The sequence below is a fragment of the Paenibacillus sp. EB106-05-06-XG162 genome (assembly GCF_058791655.1).
On sequence record NZ_JBYTDT010000024.1, the window covers coordinates 1 to 16,187 of the forward strand.

Genomic DNA, 16,187 nt, shown 5'->3' on the forward strand with positions numbered 1-16,187 from the left:
TGATTTCATAATGCAAGCTTTTTTTTGAATCTTTTTTAAAATCTCTTTTAAAGAAGATAAGCTGCGATATATTATTGGCCCGTCTCTCTTGGGCGGAATACTAATATATCACGGACACGAAGTTTGATGCAACAGGTATTATTTTACAAACTAAATCATTCTAAAAAAGAGAAAGCAACCTTAGAACGCGTACGCTCCAAGATTGCCCCTTATCACTGCAAACTACTCCGCCGAATGACGCATCGTCGGGAATAACAGCACATCACGAATGGATGGTGCATTCGTAAGCAGCATCACAAGACGGTCAATCCCGATACCCAGTCCACCTGTTGGTGGCATACCGTATTCCAATGCACGGATAAAGTCATTGTCCATCTCATGCGCTTCGTCATTACCTTGTTCTTTCTCACGCAACTGCGCTTCGAAACGCTCACGTTGGTCGATTGGATCATTCAACTCCGTAAATGCATTCGCATGCTCACGTGCCACGATGAATAGCTCGAAACGATCCGTAAAGCGCGGGTCTTGCTCATTCTTCTTCGCAAGCGGCGAAATTTCAACCGGATGTCCTGTAATGAACGTTGGTTGAATCAACGTCTCTTCCACGAAGTGCTCGAAGAACGCGTTCAAAATATGGCCTACCGACATATGCGGCTCCACAGGAACTTTATGTTCTTTGGCAAGGCGATGTGCCTCTTCATGACTCATCTCTTGCTTGAAGTCTACGCCTACAGCTTCCTTAACAGCATCAACCATGGATACACGACGCCAGCCCGGAGCCAGGTTCACTTCTTGTCCTTGGTAATCAACCGTTGTGGTACCAAGCACTTCTTGTGCGATATGTGCAATCGTCTGCTCCGTCAAGTTCATGATATCCTCGTAGTCCGCATACGCTTCGTACAATTCGATCATCGTGAACTCTGGATTGTGGCGAGTCGAAATCCCCTCATTCCGATACACGCGGCCAATCTCATAGACTTTCTCCATACCACCGACGATTAGACGTTTCAAGTGAAGTTCGATTGCGATACGCATGTACAATTCCATATCAAGCGCATTGTGATGCGTAATGAATGGACGTGCTGCGGCACCCCCAGCAATGGTATGCAGTGTCGGTGTCTCCACTTCCAAGAATCCTTTGCTATCGAGGTAACGACGCATCGACTGAATAATACGGGAACGTAAAATGAATGTCTGCTGTACATCCGGACTCATGATCAAATCAACATAACGTTGACGATAACGAAGATCTACGTCTTTCAATCCTGCAAATTTATCCGGCAACGGATATAGAGATTTCGACAGAACCTCGAGATCCTTCACTTTGATAGAAGTCTCGCCTGTCTTCGTCTTGAACACGGTGCCTGTTACACCTACGATGTCGCCAAGATCAAGAATATCAAAACCTTGATATTTCTCAGCAGGTACCGTATCTTGACGCACATAGATTTGGATTTTGCCGCTCAAGTCTTGAATGTGGGCGAAGCTTGCTTTACCCATGCCGCGTTTGGCCATAATACGACCTGCTAGACTGACTTCAACAGTTTGCGCTTCAAGATCTTCTTTGCTCACATCTTGATACGCATCTAGGATTTCCTTCGCTGTATGTGTTCTCACGTATTTCTTGCCGAATGGATCGATCCCTAACTTGCGCAGCTCGTCCAATTTGTTGCGACGAATCTGAAGCAATTCACTAAGTTCGGTTTCCTGGCTTACTATTTCTTCCGACATTCCTGTGTCATCTCCTTCATTAGCTCAAACGTTATACCCTATTATAGCAAGTAGAAACGCCTTCGGCGTCCTTTTTGTGGACAGAAAGCGTTTCTACACGAAATTCGAGTTTACTTTTTGATATCTACGATTTTATATTGGATAATGCCCGCTGGAACGTTAACATCAACTACGGTCCCTTTTTTCTTGCCAAGGATCGCTCTGCCCACTGGGCTTTCATTCGAAATCTTGTTCTGAAGCGGATCGGATTCTGCTGTACCGACAATGGAATATTCCATCGTATCGCCGAACTCTAAATCCTCCACAACAACTTTGGAACCGATGCTTACTGTATCCACATCAATCTCATCCTTGTTAATGATGCGGGCGTTGCGAAGCAGCTTCTCCAACGTAATAATCCGTCCTTCAATAAATGCTTGTTCGTTCTTCGCATCTTCATATTCGGAGTTCTCACTGATATCGCCGTAGCCAATTGCGATCTTGATCCGTTCTGCGACTTCACGGCGCTTCACGGATTTTAGGTTCTCTAATTCTTCCTCCAACCGTTTCAGACCATCCTGGGTCAGAATTACTTCTTTATCGCTCATTTTTCACCGATTCTCCTGTCATGTGAGAGATTTTCGCACCCGATACGATTGCAGATACGAATTCATTTTCTTATTTAAAAATATATTTCGCTCGGAAATCATGATGACTTGAATCATATAGAACGTACTTCTCAAACCGAGTCAAATTTACTAATGCAGAATTATAGGGGAAGCCAACCGAAATGTCAATGACACTTGCTCCACCCTATGAAACCGCTTTATTCACGGCTGAGCTCACAATTTGTCTAATGAACGACCTTTTCGCCTTCATCTGAGGTAGCTTGATCGGCTTGGTCTAATGATTCTACAAAATGTTCTAAAATTCGTACCATTTCGTCCCGACGCGTTTCTTCCATAATAACGTCTTTGATGCGCGCAGCACCCGATAATCCCTTGAGGTACCATGCCAGATGCTTACGCATCTCTTTGACCGCAACCGATTCGCCCTTCAAGGCAACAAGACGGTCCATATGAAGAATCGCAATCCGGATCTTCTCTTGTGCGGATGGATCAGGCAGCAAAATCCCTGTCGACAAATACTCTACCGTACGATATAACATCCACGGATTGCCGAGTGCGCCGCGACCAATCATCACCCCATCACAGCCCGTCTCTTCGAGCATCCGCTTAGCATCCTCTGGCGTAGCTACGTCCCCGTTCCCGATTACTGGAATGGATACCGCTTGTTTGGCATCTTTAATATATGCCCAGTCAGCCTTGCCTGTATACAATTGCTCCCGTGTACGACCATGCACGCTGATCGCTTGACCGCCTGCACGCTCTACTGCTTTCGCATTCTCTACAACATAGATATGATCGGAATCCCAGCCGATGCGCATTTTCACCGTAACAGGCTTCTGCACTGCATCAACAACGGCGGATACCATCTCATAAATTTTGTTCGGATCGAGGAGCCAGCGTGCGCCTGCATCACACTTGGTGATCTTCGGCACAGGGCATCCCATATTAATATCAATAATATCGGCATTGGTCTGCGTATCGACAACTTTCGCCGCTTCGACAAGCGATTCACGGTCTCCGCCAAAAATCTGCAAGCTTAACGGCTTCTCACGATCATCGACGTAGAGCATTTCAATCGTTCTTTTATTGCCATGCAGAATGGCCTTGTCACTAACCATTTCCGCGCATACCAGACCGGTACCAAATTCTTTGGCGATAAGACGAAAAGCCGGGTTACACACGCCAGCCATAGGGGCAAGCACAACTTGGTTCTTCATCTCGATATTGCCGATTTTAAGCATAATCATAACCTCTTTCTAGAATTGCCATATTTATCGCGTGTTCATCGCACCAGTTAATTCTTCCATTGTAATGCCAAGATGTTCTGAAATCCGGATGAGCAGAGTCTCTTCAGGTCTACGGTTACCGCGTTCAATGGCGCCAAGTACGGCAACAGAGATATCCATACGGTCCGCAAGCTGCTGCTGCGTAAGGTTTTTTAATTTGCGGAATGCTCGGATCCGCTGTGCCAATTGATAGTTCTCCAACGGCGAACGCCTTCCTTTCCCTCCAGTTTATCCATAGCGTCCTGTACGAATTCGTGCAGAAGTCCTGCAGGGATAATGTCTGAGAGCGGAGTCAGCACGAAAAGTCGCTCGTGCATCCGTGGGTGAGGGAGAATCAATGTCTCAGAGTTCCATGTAAACAGCTGATTATTCATTAGAATAAAATCTAAATCCAGCGTACGCGGGCCCCAGTGCACATCTCGGACACGACCCAGTTCCTTCTCTGTCTCCATTAATACTCGGAGCAGGGCCTCGGGTTCAAGGCTAGTGTTAGCGGCAAGCGCCATATTCAGAAATGCAGGTTGATCCACATAACCAAACGGGTCTGTCTCGTACATGGAAGACACACGCAGAACCGTGATCGCCGGATGACGGTCCAGCAGTTCAATCGCCGTCATCAACGTGTGTTCACGGTCCCCTAAATTAGCCCCTAAAGCAATATAAACCTCAGAATGATCCGAGGGGTTGGAATAAGTCATTGGCTATATTCTCACTTTCTATACGTGCGTGTTCAAAAAGTCGGCATTTCAGCACCGAGAAGGTTGCGAGAACCTGAAGAAGGAGGAACGGAGTTTAGGCGAAACCTAAATGAGTACCGGACTTCGAAGGTGAGCGCAAGATTCGATGTCGATTATGCTTCTTGGATTGCTTCGTGGTCAAATGTTGACTTTTTGAACTTCCTCTACACATCAATCTAACGTCTTGGGCGACAAATTTCAACTGTAACACCTTGAAAATGAATGTCAAAGGGCGGATGCGGCTTAATGACACGCACCGTCAATTCGTTGATCTTAGTATAAGTGGCGAGTACGGTAGATGCAATATTTTCCGCCAATGTTTCTATAAGTTGGAAAGATTTCGTCTCGACCACTTCTTTGACCGTGTAGAACACTTCGGCGTAATTCACGGATGCAGTCAAATCATCGGTTGATCCGGCTGGATAGAGGTCCATCTTCATCTCCAGATCAACGTAGAAACGCTGGCCTAGCTTACGCTCTTCTTCGAACACGCCGTGATAACCGTAGAACTCCATGCGCGTTAATGTCATTGTATCCATCATTTCAGCTCCTTTAGGGTGAGTTGTAAGTGCGTGTTCAAAAAGTCGGCATTTCAGCACCTGAAAGTTTTCGTAGAAAACTTACATCGTAAGCATATGCTCAGGTTGCGAGAACCTGAAGGGCCAATGCTTCCGTATCTAGTTTTTCTCCGAAAAACTTTTAGGAGGAACGGAGTTTAGGCGAAACCTAAATGAGTACCTGAAATGTTTCCGAAGGAAACATACTTCGTAAGCATATGCTCTTCGAAGGTGAACGCAAGATTCGATGTCGATTATGCTTCTTGGATGACTTCGTGATGTATAAACCTTTATCGAAGTAACTCCTCGATGAGCGACCGCGATCGTAATGTAGGTTTAGACGCCAATCAGAAAGAAAGTCACTTTCTGATGTGGGCAAATGATGACTTTTTGAACAACCTCTATAAGGGAATTAGTAATTCGGCTCTGAGGCATACAGCATCGCATCACACATATCGACGGTACGCTTAATCTTCTGCACATCATGCACGCGCACGATCTGACAGCCTTGGGCGATACCAAAAGCAACGGTAGCTGCCGTTCCTTCCACGACATCATCGACAGGAAGATCAAGCGCTGTACGGATGAATCGTTTGCGGGAGGTTGCGAGCAAAATCGGATACCCGAGTTCATGAAGCTGATCCAGCTGACGCATGAAATATAAGTTTTCCTGATAATCCTTGGCAAATCCGATCCCTGGATCGACGATAATCTGCTCATCCGCTACACCCGCAGCGCGAGCAAGCGCAATACTATCCCGAAGGTCATTCAAAATATCTGTCATGTAGTGGCGATAATCCCGTTCTTCTCGGTTATGCATGAGAATCACCGGACAACCTGCTTGCGCAGCGACGGCAGCCATTTGCGGATCGCGTTTGAATCCCCACACATCATTAATGATATGTGCGCCGGCTTCGAGCGCCTGTCGGGCAACTTCAGCTTTGTACGTATCCACAGACAGGATAATCTCTGGCGCTGCTGCATGGATAGCGTGAACCACGGGGATGACGCGTTCCAGTTCTCCCTCTAATGGTACGGCAGCAAACCCAGGGCGTGTCGACTCCCCTCCGATGTCAATGATGTCAGCACCCTCGGCCGCAAGCTGCTTCGCATGGGCAACTGCAGCATCGATGGCGTTATAACGTCCGCCGTCCGAGAAGGAATCGGGCGTAACATTCAGAATCCCCATGATTTGTGTCCGGGTTCCAAGGGTTAACGAGGAGGGACCGAGCGAATATTGTCGATGGTAGATGGTTGGTTGCATGTTATTGTCCCGCCTTTATGTAGGTCTATCGCTTGTTGATAGGCCTGGTGTAATTGAAGCGTAATGGTACGAGATGCCTCTATAAATACTGGATTGCCTGCCGGCTGACGTGATTCGGCACGCCATCTGACACCTTCGAGGTCGTACAGGGTATGGATCGGTACAATCTCTTGGATCGAATTCGTGATGAACACTTCATCGGCATCGAGAAGGTCTTCCCACGTATAATAACCCTCTTCCATAGCGATGCCTGCCTGCTGCGCCAGCTCCAGCACAAAGCCGCGCGTGATACCGGGCAGAATGCCGGTATCGATCGCAGGGGTACAGCACACGCCGTTCTTCACAAAGAAGACATTGCTGACAATGCCTTCGGTGACGTGACCTGCGGCGTTCAGCATTAAGCCTTCGGCGGGCGCGCCGTGCGACGCGCGGGCCGAAGGGGTCTCACCGAGCTCTCGCTTAGCGAGGATGTTGTTCATGTAATGTGCGGATTTGAGACGCACATCGCCTTCCGGGCTATTGCGGCGCGTGCGCAATAGCTGTAGGGCTTTGCCCTTGGCCACCAGCGGCACGGCGGCGGGCAAGGGCTTGGCGTACACGACGACGTTCGGTGTCGTGTACGTGCTCTCCGGCAGGCCGAGCGCAGCGTCGCCAGCCGTGACGGTGTAGCGCACGTAGCCGTCGCGCAGGCCGCTGGCCTGCAGCAGCTCGGCGACGTGGCGCCGGACCTGCGCGAGCTGTGCATCGCGCGGGAGCTCGATCCCGACCGCGCGGCAGCCATCCGCGAGGCGGTCCAAATGGCGACTCAGCAGGAATGGACGTCCGCCGTAGGTGCGGAACGTCTCGAACAAGCTGAGTCCGTACAAAAAGCCATGATCCAGTACCGAGATCATGGCCTCTTGCGGCGAAACGATACGACCGTTAAATCCGATGAGCTGCATCGTTTACGCTTCACCAGTCGGTGCGCCGGCGCGTAATCGCAAGAAATTGCTCAGCATCCGGTGCCCGTGGTCCGTCATTATCGACTCGGGGTGAAATTGTAGGCCGACAATTGGGTACTCGCGATGCCGTAATCCCATAATCTCACCGTCCGCTGTCTCGGCTGTAATCTCCAGACAATCCGGAAGCGACTCCCGCTCCACAATCAACGAGTGATAACGGGTTGCCGTGAACGGCGTGGGCAATCCCTCGAACAAACCTGCGCCGTTGTGGTGCATCTCCGACGTCTTCCCGTGCATCAACTTCTCCGCACGAATGACGTTGCCGCCAAACACTTGTCCAATCGATTGATGGCCTAGGCACACGCCAAGAATCGGTATTTTACCTTTGAAATATGCAATAACCTCCATACTGATGCCCGCTTCATTCGGTGTGCATGGCCCCGGTGAGATCAAAATATGATCAGGCTTCAACGCCTCAATCCCTGCGATATCAATCTCATCGTTCCGGTGTACGACCACCTCTTCACCCAATTCACCTAAATACTGCACCAAGTTATACGTGAAGGAATCATAGTTATCGATTACTAAAATCATCTCATCTCTTCTCCTCTCAACTCGTTCTAAATCATGCGTGTTCAAAAAGGTGGCTTTTCAGCACCTAGAAGTTTTCGAAGAAAACTCACATCGGAAGCACTCTCGTCAAGGTTGCGTGAATCCTCGGATAATGCTTCCGTAGCAAGTTTTTCTGCGAAAAACTTTCAGGAGGAAACAGAGTGTAGGCAAAACCTACATGAGTACCTAAAATGTTTCCTATGGAAACATACTTCGGAAGCATACCCTATTCGAGGATGAACGCAAGATTCGATGTGGAATCACTTCTCGAACTACTTCGTGATCAAAAGATAACTTTTTGAACTACCTCTCCTAGCTCTTGCTCAATATGGTGTTCGCTTCAAGCTCACTCAACTGAATCGCCTTGCACATCGCTTTCGCTTTGTTCAGGCATTCTGCATATTCCCGTTCGGGGACCGAATCAATAACAATCCCTGCTCCCGTCTGAATATGCGCCTTCGCATCCTTAAGCGTCACCGTTCTAATAATTATATTAAATTCCATATTCCCATTATAGTCAATCCACCCAAAAGATCCGGTATACGGCCCGCGGCGAACGGGCTCGAGCTCCTCGATAATCTCCATCGTGCGCACTTTCGGTGCCCCCGTAATCGTCCCTCCCGGGAATGTCGCCGCTAGGATATCATAAGCGTCTTTGCCTGTTGCAAGCTCGCCTTCAATCTCTGACACCAAATGCATCACATGAGAATAGCGTTCAATGGCCATCAATTCACTTACCCGAACAGACCCATAGCGCGATATACGTCCAAGATCATTACGTTCTAGGTCGACAAGCATAATATGCTCTGCCCGCTCCTTCTCATTCGTACGTAATTCCTCTTCCATCTGAAGATCTTCTTCTTCCGTGCGCCCACGCCGTCTTGTCCCTGCGATAGGCCGTGTACTCACACGCCCCTGTTCCAGCTTCACGAGCAGCTCCGGTGATGCGGAGACGATCTGGAAATCAGGGAAGCGAAGCATTCCCATATAAGGGGAAGGGTTCACGAGACGCAGCCATTCATATAATTGCTCCGGTGAGGAATTTACCCCCATGCTCTGACGAAGCGATAGATTAACCTGGAATACATCCCCTTGGCCAATGTATTGTTGGATTCGACGTACGGCTTCTTCGAAATCGGCCCGTGGGAATACCGTATCCATCCCTTCAAGTGTACCTGCGCCCTGAAGTAACGATTGGCCTTCCTCTTGAAACATCGCCAATCGCCTCATACGCGTCTCTTCCTCCGATCCAACGCCTTGGTCCACCAGTGCATCCCATAATCGCTTCATCCGCTCTATACGCTCTTCCGCTGCGAGATACAACGAATTAAGCTTGTCCTTCGAATTCCGATCTCTATCCCATGGCATATGAACCGCACAGATCAGTTCCTGTGCCTCATGATCCACGATCCAGACCTCATCCATCCGCATGAACACATAATCGGGCAGATCCAGATCATCTGCTGCATATAACGGAAGTCGCTCTAGGGAACGAACGATATCATAGCTAAGATACCCTACACAGCCCCCAATGAACTTCGGTGCGCCTTCGATCGTTGGAGCCTGATAAGGTGCCATCCATTTCTTCAGAACAGATAGAGGTGCCCCTTCCAGCTTAACCCCTTCGGAAGTCTCCGCCAGATCTCCCTTCCCCCGAATAACCGAAGTCGGTGCAAGGCCAAAGAAGGTGTATCGCCCAACTTTCCCACTCTCAAGAACGAAAGAATACTCACTTGCAGCCTCCCAAGCCTTGCGCCATGATACGATACCCCGCTCCGCTTCATGCCATGGGAATCTGCGCACCATCGGCAGCACCGAATACGCTGCACTCCATTCCTTCCATTGCTCCCTTGTCGTCATTGTCATCTTCACGATCTTGTCCCCCTGCGAACGGTCTATATGAACGAACTCCGAATACCGCGATATCGCACCACGACTTCGAAGGTCGATTCGAATGTCTTCTTATATGGTTGCTAGTATACCATGTTCTATTTGTGCAAATAACCCTCTCTGCATATCGAATCGCAGGAGGGTTATCATTTATCATTTATTTTCGCAATAGATCAATTTAGGATTAGTTCTCGAAATTGAACAACGGTGTGCTGAGATAACGTTCGCCATTACTTGGGACGATCGCAACGACACGTTTGCCTGTTCCTAGCTCAGCTGCAACCTTCAATGCCGCATGAATCGCTGCACCGGAAGATATACCGACTAGAATCCCTTCTTCCTTCGCAACACGACGCGCTATTTCGAACGCATCATCATTCTCAACCGTAATGATCTGATCATAAATCTCACGATTCAGAATTTCTGGAATGAAGTTCGCTCCGATCCCTTGAATCTTGTGAGGTCCTGGTTTACCGCCAGAAAGAATTGGTGATGCCGATGGTTCTACCGCAACAATGCGAATATTCGGGAAGTTCTGTTTCAAGACTTCACCTGCGCCGGAAATGGTTCCGCCTGTACCGATCCCTGCAATGAAGGCATCCAACTGACCATCAAGCGAGTTAATCGCTTCAACAATCTCAGGGCCTGTCGTTAGACGGTGAATCTCAACATTCGCTTGGTTCTTGAACTGTTGAGGAATAAAATAGCTGGGATTCTCGGCAGCGAGCTCTTCCGCACGACGAACGGCACCGTTCATTCCTTCCGCACCCGGTGTTAGCACCAAGTCTGCACCATACGCGCGAAGCAAGTTGCGACGCTCAAGACTCATCGTCTCTGGCATAACAAGAATCGCTTTGTAGCCTTTCGCTGCTGCGACAAGCGCAAGTCCAATCCCTGTATTACCACTCGTAGGCTCAATGATGGTGTCGCCTGGTTTGATACGGCCTTCTTTCTCCGCTGCTTCAATCATGTTAATCGCAATACGGTCTTTCACACTGGAGCCTGGGTTCTGATACTCCAGCTTCACGTAAATCTCTGCACTGCCTTCAGGCACAATGCGATTCAAGCGAACAAGAGGTGTATCTCCAATAAGGTCCGTAACATTCTGTACGATTCTAGCCATGATAATGCCTCCCAGTATTCATCAATTTATTATTTCCGACTAATTCAGTAGGTTTAAATTAATATCATAGTATCAAACCAGCGAAGCGGTTGTCAACACATCACATGAAAAAAGTACCAGATCTTTAAAATAACAGGCATATGCCCAAAATCCACGCCTGAATTGCCTACTAGGCACAAAAAAATACTCTGTAAATACGATATCGTATTTACAGAGCACTTATTCATTGGATCGCCAGATATTTCGAATCCAAGACTTCCGCCCTATATTTCTCAAGGAGATCCTGCTCGATTTCTTGCAAAGACTTCCCTTTCGTATGTGCAATCTCTTTGCGCGCCACGATGCGAGACTCCTCATCACTCATCGATCGCGCTGCTATTCTGCCGTTCAACTGGATAATCGCGTATCCTTGCTTGAGCTTGACCGGACCATCGACTTGCCCAACCTCAAGACGCTTGGCAGAGGCAAGAATAACAGGGTCCGTAAAGGGATCATCCACATCAATAAGACCTAATTCGCCGCCCTGATCCGACGAGAAGACATCCGTTGAATATTGTTCTGCTAATGATGCAAAATCAGCATGATCAGCAAGTTGTTCCAGGATTTCCTCAGCTTCTTTCTTCGTATCCACCATGATCTGAGAGATGTTAAGCTGCTCAGGCGCATGGAATACCTTCGGGTTGGCCGAAATATAGTCGTTAATCTCGTCTTCCCGAACATTCGCATAAACGATCATAATCTTATCCATGAGTAGCCCGCGATAGATATCATCACGTACGCCAGCCCGTGTTAACCCAGCTTGCTCAAGCATCAGCTTATAATAGGCTTCCTCATCTTCGTACCCAGCCACCACACGCTTCAGCTCTTGATCCACCTCTGTGGGTGTCACTTCAATGCCTAGAAGCGCTGCCTCTTGATCAACAGCCTTCTCCTTCAGCATGTCTTGCAGCATTTGCACGCCATATTTCCTCGACAGCTCGTGCTGCATCTGCCCTTCGGTGATGGAATCACCTCCAAGCCGAGCAATTACGCTCGAGGATGACAATGAATCTTCACGCTGTGACGAGGCGTCTGAACCTTCCTGCTCCTTCGTCTCCGACGCCGACAATCGAAGCAGAATAATACATGATAAAATAACAACACAACCTACCAGCACCGTAACAGAAACCCAAAGGCCTTTCTCCATCCTTGTCATTCTTCCCCAATATCCTTTTCCATCGTACTTCAAGACTGATCTAGCAGGTGGTACACCTCGTCATGCTTCTTATTTCGTGGCACGCTCGAGCAAAGCAGCGAGCTCTTCACGGTTGAATTGGTACGGCTCATTACAGAAGTGGCAAATGACTTCGGCTTGTTCATCATCTGCAATCAACTGTTCAATCTCAGATTTTCCAAGGCTGAGCAATGTCGTCTCTACCCGATCACGCGAGCATTGGCAGCGGAACTGAATGTCCATCTGATCCATAATCTGCACATCATCCACGATCTGGCGCAGCATCTCATCGAGATCCATTCCTTGATTAAGCAAAGTCGTTACCGTCGGAAGCACACCAAGTGCATTCTCAATCTTCGTAATTTCTTCATCGGTTAATCCCGGCAATAATTGAATAATAAATCCGCCGGCTTCAATAACAGATCCGTCCGTATCCACGAGAACACCAAGTCCTACCGCAGAAGGCGTCTGTTCTGATTTGGCAAAATAGTACGTAAAATCTTCCGCGAGCTCACCTGAGACAATCGGCGTACTGCCACGGTAAGGCTCCTTAAGCCCCAAATCCTTAATCATGTAGATGAAGCCTTCGCGTCCTACTGCACCAGCAACATCCAGCTTCCCTTGCGCATTGCTCGGCAAATGAACATCTGGATTGTTCACGTAACCGCGAACTTCACCATACGCATTCGCATCGACTACGATTTGTCCAAGAGGTCCGTTCCCTTTCACTTGAATCGTCAGCTTCTCTTCACCCTTGAGCATCGCACCCATCATGGCAGCTGCCGATGCCGTACGTCCAAGTGCCGCTGTTGCAGTCGGATAGGTACCATGACGGCGTCTCAATTCGTCCACCAGTTGTGTCGTCCTTACAGCAAATACACGCACCTTTCCGTTATAGGCTGTACCCCGAATCAAATAATCTTTCTGTTGTCCTGCTTCTGTCATGTTCGTACCTCCTGCTCTGTATTTCCTATTATGCATGCTGATTTCGTTGATAGATGAGACGCAAGCCCTCTAATGTCAGCATGGAGTTAATCTCATCAATCGATCGCGACTCCTTCGCGATAAGCGCCGCAAGTCCGCCTGTGGCAATGACTTTAGGGTTCTCACCTGTCTCGGCTTTCATCCGCTCAACGATCCCATCGACTTGCCCCGCATAACCGTAGATAATTCCCGCCTGCATAGAGTGTACGGTGTTGCGCCCGATGACGGATTTCGGCTTCGACAGGTCGATTCTCGGCAGTTTGGCAGCTCGTTGATACAAAGCCTCCGTTGAAATGCCAAGACCCGGAACGATCGCTCCGCCCAAATAATTACCCTTCTGATCAATGTAATCAAAGGTCGTCGCTGTACCAAAATCGACTACAATAAGTGGCCCGCCATATTGTTCAATCGCGGAGACCGAGTTCACGATACGGTCCGCCCCCACTTCACGTGGGTTTTCGTAACGAATATTGAGTCCCGTCTTGAGGCCCGGTCCAACAACGAGCGGCGTCTTACCAAGGTAAGTCTCGCACAAATGCTCCAGTGTACCCATGATCGGCGGCACGACGCATGAGATAATCACCCCATCGATCGCACTCGTCTCCACACGGCCCATTCGGAATAAATTATGAATTTGAATGCCATATTCGTCTACCGTTGCAGACCGATTCGTACTTAACCGCCAATGGTGCAGCAGTTCACGATCTTGATAGAGTCCCAATACGATATTCGTGTTCCCTACATCGATAACCAATATCACTTTTATGCCTCCGCCTTCTTCTCATTTAGATCTAGACTAATGTCCAAGGCTGCAACCGAATACGTTAACCCGCCGACAGAGATGACTTCAACGCCGCTCTCTGCTTTCTCACGAATACTCTCAAGCGTAATTCCGCCGGATGCCTCGGTCACAATATGTGGCGCACGCGATTTCACTCGTCGTACGGCTTCCGCCATGCGCGATGGACTCATATTATCGAACATAATAATATCCGCCTGCGCTTGCAGTGCTTCTTCGAGTTGATCGAAATCCTCGACCTCAACTTCGATTTTCATGGTATGGGGAATGTTCATACGCGCTCGTTCGACGGCCGGTATAATACCGCCTGCACCCTTAATATGATTATCCTTGATCATGACCGCATCATACAACCCGAAGCGATGGTTAGCGCCTCCACCAACGCGCACAGCATACTTCTCTAGTGCACGGTGGCCCGGTGTTGTCTTCCTCGTATCGACAAGACGTGTTGGAAGCCCCTCTAGCGCATCCACGAACTTACGGGTTTTCGTCGCAATCCCCGAAAGACGCTGCATGAGGTTCAAAGCTAGGCGTTCCCCAGTCAAAATACTATGCGTACTGCCTTCAACGATAATAAGTGTCGTACCTTTATCAACATATTGCCCATCCTCCACCTGCGAATAACATGTCAGTGTCGGATCCACGATTTCGAATACAAGCTGAGCCACAGGAATCCCTGCGATCACACCCGCTTCCTTAGCGTGGATGATGCCCTTGGACTGTGCACCAACTGGGATCGTGAAGGCTGTCGTTACGTCACCCGTCCCGATATCCTCCTGAAGCCATGCGCGAATCTGGTCGCGCAGTGCCTGATTATATGCATTAAACATGTTCAATTCGCTCCTCTGTAATGCCATGATTACGGCGACACACGGTATGCTTGTGCCACGCTAGATCATCACGCTCAGGGTAATCCTCACGAGCATGCGCACCGCGGCTTTCTTCGCGCCATAACGCGGATTCCGTCACGAGTGTTGCGCACGTCAGCATGTTGGCAAATTCATATTCTTCACGTTTGGTTAAGCATGTATGATAAATCGGATATTGCCGTTTTAATTCATCCAGACCCTTGAGCAGCCCCGCAGCATGACGCCGTAATCCGACATATCGCACCATCACCTTCTGCAGCTTCAACCGTCGTTCTACGATGGCCTGGCTTGGCACCTCCTTGCGGTCTTCCGTAAAGGAGATATCCATTGAAACCTGCGCCTGTGGTGACAACGTATTGATACGTTCGATAATCCGACGGCCGAATACAATCGCTTCGGACAAGGAGTTACTCGCTAGACGATTCGCTCCATGGACACCTGTCGAAGACACTTCACCGCAGGCAAAAAGCCGCTTCAAATTCGTCTCGCCGTTCAGATCCGTCTGCACGCCTCCCATCGTATAATGGGCAGCCGGAGCCACAGGAATCCAATCCGCAGCCATATCTAGCCCATATTTCAGACAAGTCTCATAGATGGTTGGGAAGCGATGCTTAATGAAGGCTTCGGATTCATGGGTAATATCGAGGAATACAAATGTAGAATTCGTCTCCTCCATTTCACTCACGATCGCACGAGCAACAACATCACGAGGGGCAAGCTCCAACTGATGATGGTACTTGTCCATAAATCGCTCGCCTTTTATATTGCGCAAGTAAGCACCTTCTCCGCGTACCGCTTCGGAGATGAGAAACCTTGGAGCACCCGGATAACAAAGGGAGGTAGGATGAAATTGAATGAATTCCATGTCTTGAATATTGGCCCCAGCCCGATATGCCATGGCGATTCCATCGCCTGTCGCCACATCAGGATTCGTCGTATAACGGTACAATTGCCCTGCGCCGCCTGAACACAGGATCGTTGCTTTTGCCTGAACAAATACACGACTGCCATCTGGTTTCTGAGCCAGTACGCCGATGCATTCGCCATCATGTGTTATTAAATCAATCACGAAATGGTCGTCCCAGATATCAATCTTTGGATTGACTTTGGCTTTCTCCGATAACGCACGAACAATCTCAAATCCCGTCGCATCCCCGTTGGCATGCAGAATACGGCGGTGGCTGTGCGCCCCTTCCTTCGTTAGCGCCAATTCGCCATCCTCCAGGTCGAACTCCGTACCCATCTTCATGAGCTGCCGGACCCCTTCCGGCCCTTCATGAGCCAGCACATGAACCGCCTCTTCGGAGCAAAGCCCTGCCCCAGCTGTTAACGTATCTTCCTCGTGATATTCCGGCGAATCATCGTCTGCGATAACCGCTGCAATGCCGCCCTGGGCATAACGCGTATTGCTGTCCATCAGTGATTTCTTCGTGATCATAATCACTTGATTCTGCTCGCTGGCTTTAATCGCCGTGAAAAGCCCTGCAATCCCAACGCCAATGACAATAACATCCGTATCGATTCTCGGTAAATCTTGTAGAGAAAAATCAACCAAATACTGTGGAATCATCTT

The 16,187-nt window shown here is 48.9% G+C and carries 16 protein-coding genes; all 16 read right to left on the reverse strand.

Annotation, left to right across the window (positions count from 1 at the left end; translation table 11 throughout):
- Window positions 1–222 precede the first annotated feature (222 nt).
- The 16 genes from lysS to nadB all read right to left on the reverse strand — a co-directional run bounded on the left by lysS (window position 223) and on the right by nadB (window position 16,184).
- Entirely contained in the window at window positions 223–1,731 is a 1,509-nt protein-coding gene (gene lysS / locus AC3WU2_RS28415) for a lysine--tRNA ligase (protein ID WP_379351590.1), read from the reverse strand.
- A gap of 110 nt (window positions 1,732–1,841) precedes the next feature.
- The gene (gene greA, locus AC3WU2_RS28420) at window positions 1,842–2,318 is read right to left on the reverse strand and encodes a transcription elongation factor GreA (protein ID WP_314590717.1); all 477 of its coding nucleotides are present in this window, start codon (window positions 2,316–2,318) and stop codon (window positions 1,842–1,844) included.
- Between the two features lie 245 nt (window positions 2,319–2,563).
- Window positions 2,564–3,580 carry a tRNA dihydrouridine synthase DusB gene (dusB, locus tag AC3WU2_RS28425; RefSeq protein WP_492458272.1) on the reverse strand — a complete coding sequence of 339 codons (1,017 nt, stop codon included), beginning with the start codon at window positions 3,578–3,580 and terminating at the stop codon, window positions 2,564–2,566.
- A 30-nt stretch (window positions 3,581–3,610) separates the two neighbouring features.
- Window positions 3,611–3,826 carry a helix-turn-helix domain-containing protein gene (locus AC3WU2_RS28430; RefSeq protein WP_026264165.1) on the reverse strand — a complete coding sequence of 72 codons (216 nt, stop codon included), beginning with the start codon at window positions 3,824–3,826 and terminating at the stop codon, window positions 3,611–3,613.
- Window positions 3,778–4,323, reverse strand: coding sequence for a 2-amino-4-hydroxy-6-hydroxymethyldihydropteridine diphosphokinase (folK, locus tag AC3WU2_RS28435; RefSeq protein WP_492458273.1), 546 nt, complete (start codon window positions 4,321–4,323; stop codon window positions 3,778–3,780). The genes AC3WU2_RS28430 and folK overlap by 49 nt, the downstream gene beginning before the upstream one ends.
- A gap of 215 nt (window positions 4,324–4,538) precedes the next feature.
- A complete protein-coding gene (folB, locus tag AC3WU2_RS28440; RefSeq protein WP_018759447.1) occupies window positions 4,539–4,901 on the reverse strand; it encodes a dihydroneopterin aldolase in 363 nt (120 codons plus the stop codon).
- A 430-nt stretch (window positions 4,902–5,331) separates the two neighbouring features.
- Window positions 5,332–6,183 (reverse strand): dihydropteroate synthase, encoded by an 852-nt coding sequence (gene folP / locus AC3WU2_RS28445; protein ID WP_492458274.1) that lies wholly within the window; start codon window positions 6,181–6,183, stop codon window positions 5,332–5,334.
- Window positions 6,132–7,124: an aminotransferase class IV gene (locus AC3WU2_RS28450; protein ID WP_492458275.1), complete on the reverse strand. Its 993-nt coding sequence runs from the start codon at window positions 7,122–7,124 to the stop codon at window positions 6,132–6,134. The genes folP and AC3WU2_RS28450 overlap by 52 nt, the downstream gene beginning before the upstream one ends.
- Before the next feature lie 3 nt (window positions 7,125–7,127).
- Window positions 7,128–7,718: an aminodeoxychorismate/anthranilate synthase component II gene (gene pabA, locus AC3WU2_RS28455; RefSeq protein ID WP_492458276.1), complete on the reverse strand. Its 591-nt coding sequence runs from the start codon at window positions 7,716–7,718 to the stop codon at window positions 7,128–7,130.
- Between the two features lie 330 nt (window positions 7,719–8,048).
- Window positions 8,049–9,602: an anthranilate synthase component I family protein gene (locus AC3WU2_RS28460; RefSeq protein ID WP_492458305.1), complete on the reverse strand. Its 1,554-nt coding sequence runs from the start codon at window positions 9,600–9,602 to the stop codon at window positions 8,049–8,051.
- 208 nt (window positions 9,603–9,810) lie between these two features.
- Window positions 9,811–10,749: a cysteine synthase A gene (gene cysK, locus AC3WU2_RS28465; protein ID WP_492458277.1), complete on the reverse strand. Its 939-nt coding sequence runs from the start codon at window positions 10,747–10,749 to the stop codon at window positions 9,811–9,813.
- 223 nt (window positions 10,750–10,972) lie between these two features.
- Window positions 10,973–11,935, reverse strand: coding sequence for a peptidylprolyl isomerase (locus tag AC3WU2_RS28470; protein ID WP_492458278.1), 963 nt, complete (start codon window positions 11,933–11,935; stop codon window positions 10,973–10,975).
- 78 nt (window positions 11,936–12,013) lie between these two features.
- Complete coding sequence (hslO, locus tag AC3WU2_RS28475) at window positions 12,014–12,907, reverse strand: Hsp33 family molecular chaperone HslO (RefSeq protein ID WP_018759454.1); 894 nt, start codon at window positions 12,905–12,907, stop codon at window positions 12,014–12,016.
- Between the two features lie 28 nt (window positions 12,908–12,935).
- Window positions 12,936–13,706 (reverse strand): type III pantothenate kinase, encoded by a 771-nt coding sequence (locus AC3WU2_RS28480; protein WP_018759455.1) that lies wholly within the window; start codon window positions 13,704–13,706, stop codon window positions 12,936–12,938.
- 2 nt (window positions 13,707–13,708) lie between these two features.
- Window positions 13,709–14,575, reverse strand: a complete 867-nt coding sequence (nadC, locus tag AC3WU2_RS28485; protein WP_492458279.1) for a carboxylating nicotinate-nucleotide diphosphorylase — start codon at window positions 14,573–14,575, stop codon at window positions 13,709–13,711.
- Window positions 14,568–16,184 (reverse strand): L-aspartate oxidase, encoded by a 1,617-nt coding sequence (gene nadB / locus AC3WU2_RS28490; RefSeq protein ID WP_492458306.1) that lies wholly within the window; start codon window positions 16,182–16,184, stop codon window positions 14,568–14,570. Before nadB ends, nadC begins: the two co-directional genes overlap by 8 nt.
- Window positions 16,185–16,187: the final 3 nt, after the last annotated feature.